A 14,220-nucleotide genomic window follows, 5' to 3' on the forward strand; every position below is an offset into this window, starting at 1 on the left:
GGCTATGGAATGTGCTTTGATGCGTTTTTCACAAAAGGTAATTATCTGCGCGGGGCATAAACGCTGAACGAGAATTCCCCGCTGCGCGAGGTGGACGCCTCCAGCCAGCCGCCCAGCGCCGAGACGCGTTCGGCCAGGTTGAGCAGGCCCTGACCGGCGTCTCCCGGCCGGCGCGGCGGGCGTACGCCGTCGTTCCTGATGGACAGGCGGACCACATTGTCGCGTTCCATGAGCTGGATCCAGCACTGCCCGGCCTCGGCGTGCCGCAGCACGTTCGTCACCCCCTCGCGCAGCGCGTGCGTGAGCGCCTCCTCCACGTCGGGGTGCAGGTCACGGCAGGCCACCCTGATCTGGCAGCGCACCCGCGCCGACTCCAGCAGCGCCCGCGCCGAGCCCAGCTCGGCCGCCAGCGAGGAGCTGCGCAGGCGGCCGTGCGCGACGGCCCGGACGTCGGCCGACAGGTCGCGCAGCAGCTCGAGCGTCTCGCCCACCTCCTGCCGGGCCTTCTCGTCGCCCTCGGCCACCAGGCGCTGGATGAGCTGCGCCTTCAGCGTCAGGACGGTCAGCCGGTGCCCGACCAGGTCGTGCAGGTCGCGGGTGAAGCGGCGGCGCTCCAGCGTCACGGCCTGGCGCATGACGTCGGTACGGGCCCCCGACAGCCGGCGCACCCGGGCCAGCAGGCTCAGCAGCGCGAACTCCACGACGCCGATCAGCGGGGTGACCAGCGCCCACACCGGCTCCACCTGCCAGGAGCCCGGCGCGGCCAGCAGCACCGGCCCGCACGACAGCGCCAGCGCCACCAGCACCACCGACCTGATCCGGGACGCGACCACGAGCAGCGCGCCGGCCAGCAGCCCGCACACCGGCGTCCAGGCCGGCCCGAGCACCGCGAGCGGCACGTACGTGAGCCACGCCTGGACGGCCACCAGCCACCACGATCCGGCGCGGCGCGCGGGCTCCTCCAGCACGAACCTGACGTGCAGCGTGAGCAGGACGGCCAGCGCCACCGACCCCTCGACCACCAGCCCCGCACCGGCCAGCCCGGCCTGCACCGGGATCACCAGCCCGACGCCCCCGGCCACCAGGCCGAGCCCGCCGGCCCAGCCGGGCGAGGCCAGGACGCGCGCCTTGGAACGTAATCGAGGCGCCGGGCCACGGTGTGTGGCGTCCACCTCACCCCCGGTGTGCGGTTGACGTGACGGGACAGTACGCGTGGCGAGTGCGCTCACCGCTCCCTCGTTCCTCTAATCGACCTGACACCGCGACCTTATGTAAAGACCGAGGCCGCTTCCGGACACGCTGACTTCCCACCCCACAAGGGGTTAGGCAGTTCATATCAGTCATAGGGTGTCGGTATGGATTACATGCGACTTGGCACCACGGGTATGAAAGTTTCTCGCATCTGTTTGGGGATGATGAGCTACGGCGATCCGGCCCGTCAGGAATGGGCGTTGCCGGAGGAGCAGGCCGAGCCGATCATCCGGCGGGCCGCCGACGCGGGCGTGACGTTCTTCGACACCGCCGACATCTACAGCCGCGGCCAGAGCGAGGTCGTCACCGGCGCCGTGCTGCGCCGGATCTTCCCCCGCCGCGAGGACTACGTGCTGGCCACCAAGGTCTATTTCCCGATGGGCAGGGGCGCCAACGACGGCGGCCTGTCGCGCAAGCACATCCTCGCGGCCGTCGACGCCTCGCTCGCCCGGCTCGGCACCGATTACGTGGACCTGTACCAGATCCACCGGTGGGACGACGAGACGCCCATCGAGGAGACCATGGAGGCGCTGCACGAGGTGGTCAGGTCGGGCCGGGCCCGCTACATCGGCGCGTCCACGATGTGGGCCTGGCAGTTCGCCAAGGCCCAGCACGTCGCCGAGGCCAACGGCTGGACGCGGTTCGTCTCGATGCAGAACCACTACAACCTGCTCTACCGCGAGGAGGAGCGCGAGATGCTGCCCCTCTGCGCCGACCAGGGCGTGGGCGTGATCCCGTGGAGCCCGCTCGCGCGCGGCGTGCTGGCCAGGGCGGGCGCGGCCGGCCCGGCGGCCTCGGCGACCGCCAGGACCGGCTCCGACGCGCGCATCGACTTCCTGTACGACCCCGACAACGACCGGCGCATCCTCGACCGGGTCGCCCAGCTCGCCGCCGAGCGGGAGCTGCCGCCGGCCCAGATCGCCCTGGCCTGGCTGCTGCACCAGCCCGGCGTCACCGCGCCGATCGTCGGGGCCACCAAGGACGGGCACGTGGACGACGCCGTGGCGGCCGTCGGGGTGGAGCTGTCGGACAAGGAGCTGGCCTTCCTGGCCGAGCCGTACCGGCCGCGGGAGGTCAAGTTCTGAGCCCCGGGATCGCCGGCCGGAGATCCTGTCGGTCGGAGATCCTAAGGTAGGGGCATGCGGGCAAATGAGGAGGCGGCGGCGGCGCTGCAGGAATACGCGGAGCTGTTCGCGCTGAGCGGTGGCGACGCCTTCCGGGTGCGGAGCTACCAGAAGGCGGCCAAGGCGATCGCCGGGTTCCCCGAGGACATCTCGGAGGTCGACGTGCGCGGCGTCCCCGGCGTCGGGGAGGCCATCGCCAAGAAGATGGAGGAGTTCCTCCAGCGCGGCAGCTTCCGGCAGCTCGACGACCTGCGGGGCCGCGTGCCCGAGGGCGTGCGGCGGCTCACCCGGGTGCCCACGCTCGGCCCCAAGACGGCCATCATGCTGTTCGAGGACTACGGCATCGACTCCACGGTGGCGCTGGGCGAGGCCATCACCTCCGGCCGGCTCGACGGCGTCAAGGGCCTCGGCCCCAAGACCCTGGCCAACCTGCTCAAGGGCATCGAGCAGCTTGAGCAGTCGGGCCGCCGGGTGCACATCGGCGTCGCCATGGCGCTGGCCGAGCAGGTCATCGGCTCGCTCAAGGCCGAGCGGGTCGCGTACGCGGGGTCGCTGCGGCGGATGAAGGACACGATCGGCGACATCGACATCCTGGCGGTGGCGCCCGAGTCGATCATGGCCGACTTCCGCGCGCAGCCCTACGTCGCCGACGTGATCGCCGCGGGCGAGAAGAAGACCTCGATCCGCACCACCTCCGGCGTCCAGGTCGACCTGCGCCTGATCCCGGCCGGGTCGTGGGGCGCGGCGATGCAGTACTTCACCGGCTCCAAGGAGCACAACGTGGCCATCAGGGAGATGGCGGTGAAGAAGGGCTGGAAGCTGTCCGAGTACGGGCTGTTCGAGGGCGAGCGGGTGATCGCCGCCGAGTCCGAGGAGGACATCTACGAGGCGCTCGGCATGCAGTTCGTGCCGCCGCCCATGCGCGAGGACGGCGGCGAGGTCAAGGCGGCGCTGCGCGGCGAGCTGCCGGTGCCGGTGGAGCTGGCCGACCTCAAGGGCGACCTGCACACCCACACCGACCTCACCGACGGCATCGCCTCCCTGGAGGACATGGTGGCCGCCGGCGCCGCGCGCGGCTACTCCTACTACGCGGTCACCGACCACGCGCCCGACCTGGCCATGCAGCGCATGACCCTGGACAAGGCGCTGGAGCAGCGCGGGCGGGTGGCCGAGCTGCAGAAGAAGTATCCGCACATGCGCATCCTGCACGGGTCGGAGCTCAACATCGCGCCCGACGGGTCGGTCGACTGGCCGGGCGAGGTGCTGCGCGAGTTCGACGTGTGCGTGGCCTCGGTCCACTCGCACTTCGGCATGTCCCGGGAGGAGATGACCCGCCGGTTCATCGCCGCCTGCGAGAACCCGTACGTGGACATCATCGGCCATCCGACCACCCGGAAGATCGGCAAGCGCCCGCCGGTCGACGCCGACTGGGACGCCGTCTTCCGCGCGGCCGCCCGTACGGGCACCGCGATGGAGATCGACTCCTATCCCGACCGCTCCGACCTGCCGTCCGACCTGGTGCGGCTGGCCAAGCACCACGGGGTGAAGTTCTCCATCGACAGCGACTCGCACGCGATCCCCCACCTGGCCCACCAGCGGTTCGGGGTCGGGATAGCGCAGCGCGCCTGGCTGACGACCGACGACGTCATCAACACCTGGCCCCTCCCCCGCCTCCTCGCCTTCCTCGGCCGCTGACCGCCACCCGTCCCCGGCGGGGGGCCGGGCGCTGTCCGCGCTGGGGTGTGGGTCGCGTTAGGGGATGGGCGGCCCGCCTTGGGCACGCCCAGCGCGGACGGCAACCGTCCCGGCGCGGGGCCGCACGGGGTGGGTGTGGGCCCGCGATCCAGGGGCGAGCGTGCTCCAAGGTTGCGGCAAATGTACCGATTTATGGTGTTAAGTCCGGATGCTGAGAGCAGAATTCTGGTGGATGCCCGTTCCTGAAGAAGGGGCGCGACCATCTGCGGCGGATGCCCCCGTCGAGGCTCGGGTGCGGCCTGCGCTGGGTGCGGGCCGCGCCCGACCGGCGCCCCGACGCAGGGCGCGCCGATCCGCATGCCGACGTGGGCGCCACCCACCTCGACGCGGGCCGCGTCCGCCCGCGCAACGCCCGGCGAGCAGCACGCAAAGCCCCCTTTACGGACGGCGCACACAGTGGCTCTGACGGATGACGAAGCCACGGCCCCTGCGGGGCACGCACGCAGCCCCGTCCGGCACGCCGGACACATACACCCGCACACCTCCCCATGGGCAGCGCTCGCACGGCCCCTCCGGCATCCGGCGCACGCACGCCCTTCCAGCGACGTACGCACGACGTCACCCGAAAACGGCACACGCACAGCCCCACTTCCGGGACAGCGTCCGTCCCCCGGGCGGCGTCCGCGCGGCTTACCTCACGGGCGGCATGCGCCGGGACTCCTGGCATGCGGCGTACGCATAGCCCTCCGTCGGCGTGGCCATCGGCCCCTCCTGCGGACGACACACGGAAGACCTCTCTGCGTGTCAGGGGCTGCCCAATGGCGTGCACAGCACTCGGCCCGGCGAACAGGCGCCAGCGCCCGTCCTGTGAGGGCGGGCGTCAGCACCCGTCCGATGCCCGCCGACGCCAGGGCGGGTCCGATGACGGGAGCGCCAGGGGCCGCCCAATGGCCGCCGGCGCCAGGGCCCATTCGATGGCGGCGGGCACCAGGTCCCGCCCCGATGCCCACCGACGCCACGGCGGGTCCCGTGGCCGGGCAGGTCCGATGGCCGCTGACCAGGGCCCGTCCGGTGGCGGCGGGTGGCAGGGCGGGTTCGGTGGTGGTGGGGTGCGCGGGGATTCTGTTGCTTCGCTAGCTTGGACGGCGATGGAGGACAACCAGCCCCCACCCCCCGCAGCCCCGGACCCGGCCTCTGCGCCTCGGCCCGCCGACTCCGCCGGGCCACCGCGCGATCCGGCTGGCCCTACCGCCACCGCCGGTTGTTTCAGCAACGATCCCGCCACTAAGTTGCCTGCCGATCCCACTCCCACCGAGACGCCGGTCGGCCCTAACGCTGCCGGGGCGTCCGTCGATCCCACCACTGCCGGGTCGCCTGCCACTCTCACCGCCGCCGGGGCGCCGGTCGGCCCCACCGGCGCCACGTCGCCTGCCGATCCCACCACCGCCGGGTCGCCGGTCGGTCCCACCGAGGCCACGTCGCCGGTCGGTCCCACCGAGGCCGCGTCGCCGGTGGGTCCCGTCGGGGCGCCCGCTTCGCGCTCAACGACGGGGCGTCGGGCGCGGCGCGTGTGGAAGGTCGTCGTGGTCGCGCTGGCCGGGCTGGTGATCGCCGCCGTCGGCGGGGTGGCGCTGGCCTACCCTTCGCTGGCCGCCACCACCTGCCCCGGCTGCTACGGCCTGACCGAGCTGAGCCCGGGAGTGTACGTCGAGGACGGCCTGACCCCCGCCCAGCGTGAGCGCGTTCGCGAGGTGGCCGACCAGGCCGCCCGCCGGGTCACCGCTTTCTACGGCGGCCGCCTGAGCTCCCCCGGCCTGCTGGTCTGCCTCACCGAGGCGTGCTACCGGCGCATCGGCGGCGGCCAGGAGCGCGGCGTCGCGGTGCTCAACCGGTCGGTCATGCTCTCGCCGCGCGGCCTCGACCCGGTGATCGCCTCCCATGAGATGTCCCACGTCGAGCTGCACGCCAGGCTGGCCTCCTCCGCCGAGGTGCCGCAGTGGTTCGACGAGGGGCTCGCGGTGGTGGTCTCCGGCGACCCGCGCTACCTGGCCCCCGAGCCCGCGCCCAACCACCACCCGGCCCCGGCGTCCACGCCTGACCGCCACCCGACCCCCGAGCCCACACAACAGGACCGCCACCCGACCCCCGACTCCACGCAGGACCGCCCTCCGCCCCCCGGCTCAGTGCAGGACCGTTGTCTGGTGGCGCCGTCCGGGCCGTTGCCGGTGACGTTGGAGGAGTGGCTGCGCACGGCGAGCGCCGACCCCGCCACGTACGCCAAATCGGCCTGCCAGGTGAGCCGCTGGCTGGACGGGAACGGCGGCCGTGCCGGCCTGCTCGCCCTGGTGGCCAGGTTGAACGCCGGCGAGCCCTTCTCCGCACTCGTCCGGACGCGCTGACGAACCACCCCGAAAGGCACGGTTGCCGCACCCGTGCCGCTGGGTAGGTCTTCGTACGGCTGGAACGGTCCCAGGATCGGGACAGCATTCGGCAAGCACGCGCACGCGGAGACAGCGCGAGGAGATTAAATGGTTTCCAGGTAGGAAATACGTCTTGCGAGAGGTGGCTCCCATGAAGCAAGTCGCGGCGACGATCGTCAAACCGCTGCCCGACCACCTGTTCCGGGTCCACGACGGGAACGCGGAGATGCGGTGGGAGGCGATGTCCGGGGTCGGCTACCACACGCCGAACGACCGCTTCTTCGTCAGGAACCACACCTCCACCCCGCTGATCGACGCCGCCGGCTGGCAGCTCCACCTGCACGGCGCCGGGCTGCGCGGGCCGCGCGCCTTCACCTACGACGAGCTGCTGTCGATGCCCTCGCGCACCCACGACGTGGCCATCGAGTGCGCCGGCAACGGCCGCGCGTTCTACGGCACCCAGCAGGGCGACCCCGCGCCCGGCACCCAGTGGGGCCTGGGGGCCGTCGGCGTGGCGCGGTGGCGCGGCGTGCCGCTGCGCCACCTGCTCGCCGAGGCGGGCCTGCGTCCCGAGGCCGTGGACGTGCTGCCCACCGGCCTCGACGCGCCCTTCGAGGACCACGGCCACGTCCGCCGCCCGCTGCCCGTCGCCAAGGCGGTGCGCGACGTGCTCGTGGCGTACGAGATGAACGGCCGGCCGCTGCCGCCCGACCACGGGTTCCCGGCCCGGCTGGTGGTGCCGGGGTGGGTGGGGATCGCCTCCATCAAGTGGCTGGGGGACATCGAGGTGTCGACCGCCAAGCTGTTCACGCCGTGGAACACCGTCTTCTACCGGGACGTCGCGGCGCAGCCCGTGAAGAGCGCCTTCGAGCTGCCCTGGGACGCCCGGCTGCCGATCCGCGGCCCGCACGCCTGGCGCGGCCGTCCGGGGCCGCACGTGCTGCGCGGCCGGTCGTGGTCGGGGCGCGGGCGGATCGTCGCGGTCGAGGTCAGCTTCGACGGCGGGCAGTCCTGGCACCCGGCCGAGCACCACGGCCCGCACCTGGTCGGGGCGTGGTTGCCGTGGCATGTCCAGTGGGCGCCGAAGCACACCGGGCCCGCCGTGCTGATGGCCAGGGCCACCGACGAGACGGGCGCCACCCAGCCGCTGCGCACGCCCAAGCACCCCTTCGGCTACTCCTTCGACGCGGTCGTGCGGCATCCGGTGCAGGTGGTCAACGGATAGGTAAGTGTCACGAACACGGCTGAGCTGGCCGTTCATCAGAAGGTGGTTCGGAGGTGTGCATTTCATCTGAAAGACTCTCGCGGAAACGTTACGGAAATGACACCGTGCGAGGCTTTCGCACAAGACGAAGCAGTCATCGAAGCTTTCGTCGAAGAACGCAACGGAGAAGGGAGAGCAGATGCGCCAGCTGACCCCGTTGGACGCCCAGTTCCTCCATGTCGAGTCCGAGACCACCGCGGCGCACGTCGCCGGGCTGGCGGTCCTCGACCCGGCCGGCGGCGCGGTGGACCGGGACGCGCTGGCCGAGCTGCTGCTGGACCGCGTCCACCTCTCCCCCGCGCTCAGCCTGCGCCTGGTCGAGGTGCCGTTCGGGCTCGACCGTCCCTACTGGTGCGCCGACCCGGACTTCGACCTGGCCAACCACCTGTTCGAGACGACGCTGCCGGCGCCCGGCGACGACGCCGCGCTGGCCGGGGCGGTGGCCGCGATCCACGAGCGCCGGCTCGACCGGTCGCGTCCGCTGTGGGAGATGCACCTGATCAAGGGGCTGGCGGGCGGCCGGGTCGCGGTCTACACGAAGGTGCACCACGCGGCCATCGACGGCGTGTCGGGCGCGGAGACCCTGGCGACCCTGCTCGACCTGACGCCGGAGGGCGTCCGGGACCGCGGGCCGCGCCCGGCGCCGCCGCGGCAGGACCCGCCGGGCCTGATGGAGATGCTGGCCGGGGCCGCCGTGCGCTCGCTCACCCATCCGGTGCGCGCCGCCCGCTCGGTGGTCAGGGCCGCGGGCGACCTCGACGCGATCCCGCTGGCCGGCGCGCTGCCCGGCGCGCAGGCGATCGCCAGGGCCGCCCGGCTGGTGACCGGCGACCAGAAACAGCGCCCCGAGCTGCCGGGGCTGACCGCGCCGCGCACGCCGTTCAACGGGCCGATCAGCGCGCGGCGCGAGCTGTCGTTCGGGTCGGTGCCGCTGAAGGAGGTCAAGAAGGTCGCCAAGGCCAACGGCATCAGCGTCAACGACGTGGTGATGGCACTGTGCACCTCGGCGCTGCGGTCATGGCTGGACGAACGGGACGCGCTGCCCGCCGAGCCGCTGGTGGTGGCCGTGCCGGTGTCGGTGCGTACGGGCGGGGCCACGGACGTGGTCGGGAACCAGATCTCGGCCATGGTGGCGCCGATGCCGACGAACGTCCCCGACGCCGGGGAACGGCTGCGGGCGGTCGGCGAGACCATGAGCAGGGCCAAGCGGCGCTTCGCCCTGGCGCCGGCGAGCTGGCTCGGCGAGCTGTGCTCGCTGCTGCCCGCGCCGGTCACCAGCCTGGCCACCCCGGCGATCTTCCGGCTGGCCGGGACGGCGTTCCCGCCGATCAACCTGATCATCAGCAACGTGCCTGGCCCGCAGTTCCCGCTCTACATGTGCGGCGGCCGGGTGCTGGCCTACTATCCGCTGTCGGTGCTGACCGACCTGTCCGGCGGCGTGAACATCACCTGCTTCTCCTACGACGGCATGCTCGACTTCGGCATCGTGGCCTGCCCCGAGCGCGTGGACGACGTGTGGGGCCTGCTCGCCCACCTGCGCGACGCCCTCGACGAGTTGCTAGCCGAGGGCGTGGGCGATGAGTTCGGCGACGGCGTCGGGGTCGATCTGGTGACCGGTTAGCTGGCAGAGGTTCTCCTGGTAGAGCAGCACGGCGGCGAACGTCGCCGCGGCCACCTCCAGGCGGGCCGCGTCGCCGCGTGTGCCGGGCAGGGCCAGCTCCAGGGCGAACCTGGCCCTGCTGATCAGCTCGCCGTTGAGCCTGCCGAGCCGCTCCTTGACCGAGCCGTGCGTGTCGGCCTCGCGGAACAGGATGCGCCGCATCGCCGGTGAGGCCCGCAGCGGCAGCCCGCGCGCCAGCCGGGCCAGCGTGCCGGCCGGGTCGCCGGGCACGGCGTCGACCTCGCGGCCCTCCTCGACCAGGGTGCGCTCGTCGACGAGCGCGACGAGCACGTCGATCTTCCGCGGGAAGTAGTGGAAGATCAGGCCCTTGGGGACTCTCGCGAGCCGGGCGATCACCGCGGTCGGCGTGGCCTCGTAGCCGCTGCCCGCGAACAGTTCCTCGGCCGCGTCCAGGATGCGCGTGCGCGCGTCACCGATCGACACAGCTCGCACCCTAGCGTCACCTGCGACTTCATCGCCATCCCGCCGGGGCGAGAGCCTGCTGCCCTTCCGCCGGGATGTAGACTTGAGACGTAAATGTCTCATATTTGACGGAGTTGTCTCATGGTGGTGAGCCGGGAGCAGATCATGACCGCGGCGATCCAGCACCTCAACGAGCATCCGGCCGCCTCGATGGCCCAGCTCGCCGAGGCGGTGGGGATCAGCAGGGCCACGCTCCACCGGCAGTTCAGCAGCCGCGAGGAGCTGATGACGGCGCTCGGTCACCGCGCGCACGACCGGTGGCACGACCTCCAGGCGCGCGCGGACGTGGTGGCCGCCGCCGCCTCCGACGACCCCGGCGAGCTCCGCCGGGCCCTGGAGATCCTGCTGGAGGGGTGGATCGAGATGGCCGACGAGTACGGCTTCGGCCTCACCGACTACGCGATGGCCGTGCACCCGGAGCTGCTGCGCCGCGCGGACGAGCTGGAGGAGCGCGAGATCGCGCTCTTCGCCGCCGCCCAGCGGGCCGGCCTGCTGCGCGCCGACCTGCCCGCCCGCTGGATCAGCAACACGGTCTACGGCCTGCTCGTGGCCGTCCGGGAGAGCCTGCGCCGCGGCGACGTCGCCCGCCGGGACGTCGCCAGGCTGCTGCGGGAGACGTTCCTGACCGGCGCGGGCGCCGGGGGGTGGTCGTGATGACGGTCACCGGCATCTCGGCGCGCCGCCGGTGGGCGGGCCTGGCCGTGCTGTCGGCCAGCGTGCTGCTCGTGGTCATGGACATGACCGTGCTCAACGTCGCCCTGCCCGCGATCACCGAGGACCTGCGGCCGACCTCGGTCGAGCTGCTGTGGATGGTGGACGCCTACTCGCTGGTGCTGTCCGGGCTGCTGGTCACGGCCAGCGCGCTCGGCGACCGGTGGGGGCGCAAGCGCATGCTGCTGGCCGGGTTCGCGGTGTTCGGGGTGGCCTCGACGGCGGTGCTGCTGGCCGACTCGGCCGCCGAGGTGATCGCCGTACGGGCGCTGCTCGGCGTGGGCGGCGCGATGATCATGCCGTCCACGTTGTCGATGATCCGGAACCTGTTCACCGATCCGGGCGAGCGGGCCAGGGCGCTCGGCGTCTGGTCGGCGATGGCGGCGATGGGCGCGGCGCTCGGCCCGATCCTGGGCGGGTTCCTGCTGGAGCACTTCTCCTGGCAGTCGGCGTTCCTGGTGAACGTGCCCGTCATGGCGGCGGCCGTCGTCGCCGGGCTGCTCCTGCTGCCCGAGACGCGCAACCCCAGGCCGGGCCGGTGGGACGCGCTGGGGACCGTCCTGTCGATGGCGGGCATGGCCGCGCTGCTGTACGCGGTCAAGACGTTCGGCAAGGACGGCCTGACCTCGCCCGCCGCCCTGGCCGCCACCGTCGTCGCGGCGGTGGCGCTGGGCTGGTTCGTGGTGCGGTGCGCGCGCCGGCCCGATCCGCTGCTGGAGATCAGGCTGTTCCGCAGCGCGCCGTTCTCGGCGGGCGTGGTGACGGCGCTGACCACGTCGATCGCGATGGCCGCCGTGCTGCTGCTGCTCGCGCAGTGGATGCAGCTCGTCCAGGGGTACGCGCCGCTGGAGACGGGCGTGCGGCTGCTGCCGGCCGCGCTGGCCGCGCTGATCGCCTCGCCGCTCGCGCCGGTCCTGGCCGAACGCGTCGGCGCCCGGGTGGTGCTGACGGGCGGGCTCGCGGTGACGGGGCTGGGGTTCCTGCTGGTGTGCCTGGCGCCGCAGCCGCTGGGCTACTGGCCGGTCGCCGCCGCGCTGGCGCTGATCGGCGCGGGCAACGGCGCGCTGGCCATCGCCTCCGCGGTGATCATGGCCGGTTCGCCGCCGGAGAAGTCGGGCAGCGCGGCGGCCATCGAGGAGACCAGCTACGAGGTGGGCGCGGCGCTCGGCGTGGCCGTGCTGGGCAGCGTGGCGGCCGCGGTCTATCGCAACGCGCTGGACTACGCGGGCCCCGGCGCGGAGGCGGCGCGCGAGTCGCTGGGCGGCGCGCTCGACGTGGCCGCCGAGGCCGGGGCGCAGGCCGCGCGGCTGGTGGAGACGGCCAGGGCGGCCTTCACCGACTCGCTGGCGCTGACGTCGGGGGCGGGGGCGGCGCTGATGCTGGCCGGGGCGCTGGTGGTGTGGCTGCTCACCCCGCGCGACCTCGACCTGGCCTCCGTGGAGCACTGACCGCACGTCTCCCACCAGGCACGGACGTGACCGGGGCGCCGTCCGTGCCTGTTCGCGGGGGGCACGGATAATGGCCGCATGAGATCAATAGGCACGACGGACCTGTCCGTTTTCCCGATATCGCTCGGCACCAACGTCTTCGGCTGGACCGCGGACAAGGAGACCTCGTTCGCGGTGCTCGACGCCTATGTCGAGGGCGGCGGCAACTTCATCGACACGGCCGACGTCTACCCCCACTGGGTGACCGGCGAGTCCACGTCCGAGCTGATCATCGGCGAGTGGATGGCCGACCGCGGGAACCGGGACTCGGTGGTAGTGGCCACCAAGGTCGGCATGCTGGAGGGGCTCGAAGGGCTGGCCCCCGCCACGATCCGGACGGCCGTCGAGGACTCGCTGCGCCGCCTGCGCACCGACTACATCGACCTGTACTGGGCGCACGTGGACGACCGCGACACGCCCCTGGTGGAGTCGCTGGCCGCCTTCGACGCCCTGGTCAAGGAGGGCAAGGTGCGCCAGATCGGCGCGTCCAACTACGGGCCGGCCCGGCTGGCCGAGGCCCTGCGGATCTCCCGGGACGAGGGGCTGGCCGCCTACGTCGCGCTCCAGCAGCCCTACAACCTGGTCGACCGGGGCTACGAGGGCGAGCTGCGGGACGTGGTGGCCGCGGCCGGCCTGTCGAGCACGCCGTACTTCGGGCTGGCCCGCGGTTTCCTGACCGGCAAGTACCAGCCGGGCGTCACGGTCGACAGCCCGCGGGCCGGGAAGGCGGCCGAGTACCTGGACACCGAGCACGGGCGCAGGACGCTCGAAGGGCTGCTGAAGGTGGCGGCAGAGCGCGGCGCCGAGCCCGCCTCCGTGGCGCTGGCCTGGCTGGCCGCCCAGCCCACGGTCACCGCGCCGATCGCCAGCGCGCGCGACCCCCGCCAGCTCAAGCCGCTGCTGGCGGCGGCGGAGCTGGAGCTGAGCGAGGAGGAGCTGGCCCTCCTCGACGAGGCCTCCCGCCCCTGACGCCACGGACCAGCGTGGCGGGCGGCCCCGGGCCGGCAGGTCAGTGCATGCGGCCGGCCAGGGAGAGGCAGAGCTCCTTGAGCTCGGCGGCGGCCGGCAGGCATTCGTCCAGCACGTCCAGCGCCGCGGTCAGGTGCCGGGCGGCCAGCCGGTCGGCGGCGTCCCGGCCGCCCGCCTCCTCGATCAGGCAGGCGGTCAGGGTCAGGGCCGCGTCGTCGGTCTCGCCGGCGAGCGCGTCGGCCAGGCGGCCGGCGGCGGGCTCCCCCGAGGCCAGCGCGGCCAGGATCGGGACGGTCTTCTTGCGCGATCGCAGGTCACTGTGCACCGGCTTGCCGGTGACCTGCGGATCCCCCCAGATCCCCAGCACGTCGTCGGTGATCTGGAAGGCCACGCCGAGCTCCACCCCCATGGCCCACATGCGCTCGGACAGCTCGGGCCGGCCCCCCAGCGCGACCCCCGTCGCGGCGGCCGCCCCCAGCAGCGCGCCGGTCTTGCCCGCCGCCATCTCGGTGTACTCGGCCATGCTCACCTCGCCGGGCCCGCGCCAGGGACGGCTCTCGAACGCCATGTCGGCCGTCTGGCCGTGGACCAGCTCGACGAGGGCTCGCGACAGGTAGCCCATCGCCTCCGGACGGTCGGCGAGCCGGGCCACGGCCAGGGCCAGCAGCGCGTCCCCTGCCAGGAGGGCCGGCCCCACCCCGTACGCCTTCCACAGGGCGTCCCGGTGCCTGCGTCTTTCGTCCTGGTCGATGATGTCGTCGTGCACGAGGGAGAAGGCGTGCACCAGCTCGACCGCGACGGCCCCCGGCAGCGCGGACTCGGCGGTGCCGCCGGCGGCCTCGGCGCTGAGGAGGGCGATGGCCGGTCGCACGCTCTTGCCGCCCGCACCCTCGTACGGGCGCCCCGCGGCGTCCGACCAGCCCAGGGTGTAGGAGACCATGTCGGCTCCGCGCGGGTGGAGGCGGGAGACGGCGGCGCGCATGGCGGGCTCCACCAGGCGGCGGCAGCGCGCGATCACGTCGGTGTCCGGCAGGGACGGTCCGGTGCGGCTGAGGTTCACAAGAGGTTCCTGTCCGACTTCGATCTTGAATGTCTATGTACGGCCATGTGATACTCCAGCCTGAGTTTAACTTTCGTCATTAAATGTCCGTTATGT

The 14,220-nt window shown here is 72.8% G+C and carries 11 protein-coding genes; 8 read left to right on the forward strand and 3 right to left on the reverse strand.

The features are described 5' to 3' along the window. Nucleotides 1-41: 41 nt before the first annotated feature. A complete protein-coding gene (locus ACIBQ8_RS09840; protein ID WP_397174993.1) occupies nt 42-1,172 on the reverse strand; it encodes a sensor histidine kinase in 1,131 nt (376 codons plus the stop codon). Between the two features lie 183 nt (nt 1,173-1,355). On the opposite strand from ACIBQ8_RS09840, the gene ACIBQ8_RS09845 reads away from it, so the two are divergent. The 5 genes from ACIBQ8_RS09845 (at nt 1,356) to ACIBQ8_RS09865 (ending at nt 9,375) form a co-directional block, all read left to right on the forward strand. Then, nucleotides 1,356-2,336, forward strand: a complete 981-nt coding sequence (locus ACIBQ8_RS09845) for an aldo/keto reductase (protein ID WP_387650221.1) — start codon at nt 1,356-1,358, stop codon at nt 2,334-2,336. A gap of 54 nt (nt 2,337-2,390) precedes the next feature. Continuing rightward, nucleotides 2,391-4,070 (forward strand): DNA polymerase/3'-5' exonuclease PolX, encoded by a 1,680-nt coding sequence (polX, locus tag ACIBQ8_RS09850; protein ID WP_397191717.1) that lies wholly within the window; start codon nt 2,391-2,393, stop codon nt 4,068-4,070. Nucleotides 4,071-5,638: 1,568 nt separating this feature from the next. After that, nucleotides 5,639-6,469, forward strand: coding sequence for a hypothetical protein (locus tag ACIBQ8_RS09855; RefSeq protein WP_397191718.1), 831 nt, complete (start codon nt 5,639-5,641; stop codon nt 6,467-6,469). A 172-nt stretch (nt 6,470-6,641) separates the two neighbouring features. After that, entirely contained in the window at nt 6,642-7,715 is a 1,074-nt protein-coding gene (locus tag ACIBQ8_RS09860) for a sulfite oxidase (RefSeq protein ID WP_397191719.1), read from the forward strand. A 178-nt stretch (nt 7,716-7,893) separates the two neighbouring features. After that, nucleotides 7,894-9,375, forward strand: coding sequence for a wax ester/triacylglycerol synthase family O-acyltransferase (locus ACIBQ8_RS09865; RefSeq protein WP_397174986.1), 1,482 nt, complete (start codon nt 7,894-7,896; stop codon nt 9,373-9,375). Here the strand turns inward: ACIBQ8_RS09865 and ACIBQ8_RS09870 are convergent. Then, on the reverse strand, nt 9,313-9,858 hold the full coding sequence (locus ACIBQ8_RS09870) for a TetR/AcrR family transcriptional regulator (protein ID WP_397163891.1): 546 nt from the start codon (nt 9,856-9,858) through the stop codon (nt 9,313-9,315). The genes ACIBQ8_RS09865 and ACIBQ8_RS09870 overlap by 63 nt on opposite strands. Before the next feature lie 120 nt (nt 9,859-9,978). On the opposite strand from ACIBQ8_RS09870, the gene ACIBQ8_RS09875 reads away from it, so the two are divergent. From ACIBQ8_RS09875 to ACIBQ8_RS09885, 3 genes are all read left to right on the forward strand, one after another. Continuing rightward, nucleotides 9,979-10,551, forward strand: a complete 573-nt coding sequence (locus ACIBQ8_RS09875) for a TetR/AcrR family transcriptional regulator (RefSeq protein ID WP_397174984.1) — start codon at nt 9,979-9,981, stop codon at nt 10,549-10,551. Further along, complete coding sequence (locus tag ACIBQ8_RS09880; RefSeq protein WP_397174982.1) at nt 10,551-12,056, forward strand: MFS transporter; 1,506 nt, start codon at nt 10,551-10,553, stop codon at nt 12,054-12,056. Before ACIBQ8_RS09875 ends, ACIBQ8_RS09880 begins: the two co-directional genes overlap by 1 nt. A gap of 78 nt (nt 12,057-12,134) precedes the next feature. Then, the gene (locus ACIBQ8_RS09885) at nt 12,135-13,064 is read left to right on the forward strand and encodes an aldo/keto reductase (RefSeq protein WP_397174980.1); all 930 of its coding nucleotides are present in this window, start codon (nt 12,135-12,137) and stop codon (nt 13,062-13,064) included. A gap of 40 nt (nt 13,065-13,104) precedes the next feature. On the opposite strand, the gene ACIBQ8_RS09890 is transcribed toward ACIBQ8_RS09885, so the two are convergent. Then, complete coding sequence (locus ACIBQ8_RS09890) at nt 13,105-14,124, reverse strand: polyprenyl synthetase family protein (RefSeq protein ID WP_397191720.1); 1,020 nt, start codon at nt 14,122-14,124, stop codon at nt 13,105-13,107. Between the last annotated feature and the right edge of the window lie 96 nt (nt 14,125-14,220).

The organism is Nonomuraea sp. NPDC049646 (genome assembly GCF_044465525.1).
GTDB lineage: Bacteria > Actinomycetota > Actinomycetes > Streptosporangiales > Streptosporangiaceae > Nonomuraea.

Excerpts from the sequence above, each read along its gene's own strand:
- ACIBQ8_RS09885 (WP_397174980.1), top strand. The coding sequence starts at position 12,135 with ATGAGATCAATAGGCACGACGGACCTGTCCGTTTTCCCGATATCGCTC.
- ACIBQ8_RS09860 (WP_397191719.1), top strand. The coding sequence starts at position 6,642 with ATGAAGCAAGTCGCGGCGACGATCGTCAAACCGCTGCCCGACCACCTG.
- polX (WP_397191717.1), top strand. The coding sequence starts at position 2,391 with ATGCGGGCAAATGAGGAGGCGGCGGCGGCGCTGCAGGAATACGCGGAG.
- ACIBQ8_RS09880 (WP_397174982.1), top strand. The coding sequence starts at position 10,551 with ATGACGGTCACCGGCATCTCGGCGCGCCGCCGGTGGGCGGGCCTGGCC.
- ACIBQ8_RS09875 (WP_397174984.1), top strand. The coding sequence starts at position 9,979 with ATGGTGGTGAGCCGGGAGCAGATCATGACCGCGGCGATCCAGCACCTC.
- ACIBQ8_RS09845 (WP_387650221.1), top strand. The coding sequence starts at position 1,356 with ATGGATTACATGCGACTTGGCACCACGGGTATGAAAGTTTCTCGCATC.
- ACIBQ8_RS09865 (WP_397174986.1), top strand. The coding sequence starts at position 7,894 with ATGCGCCAGCTGACCCCGTTGGACGCCCAGTTCCTCCATGTCGAGTCC.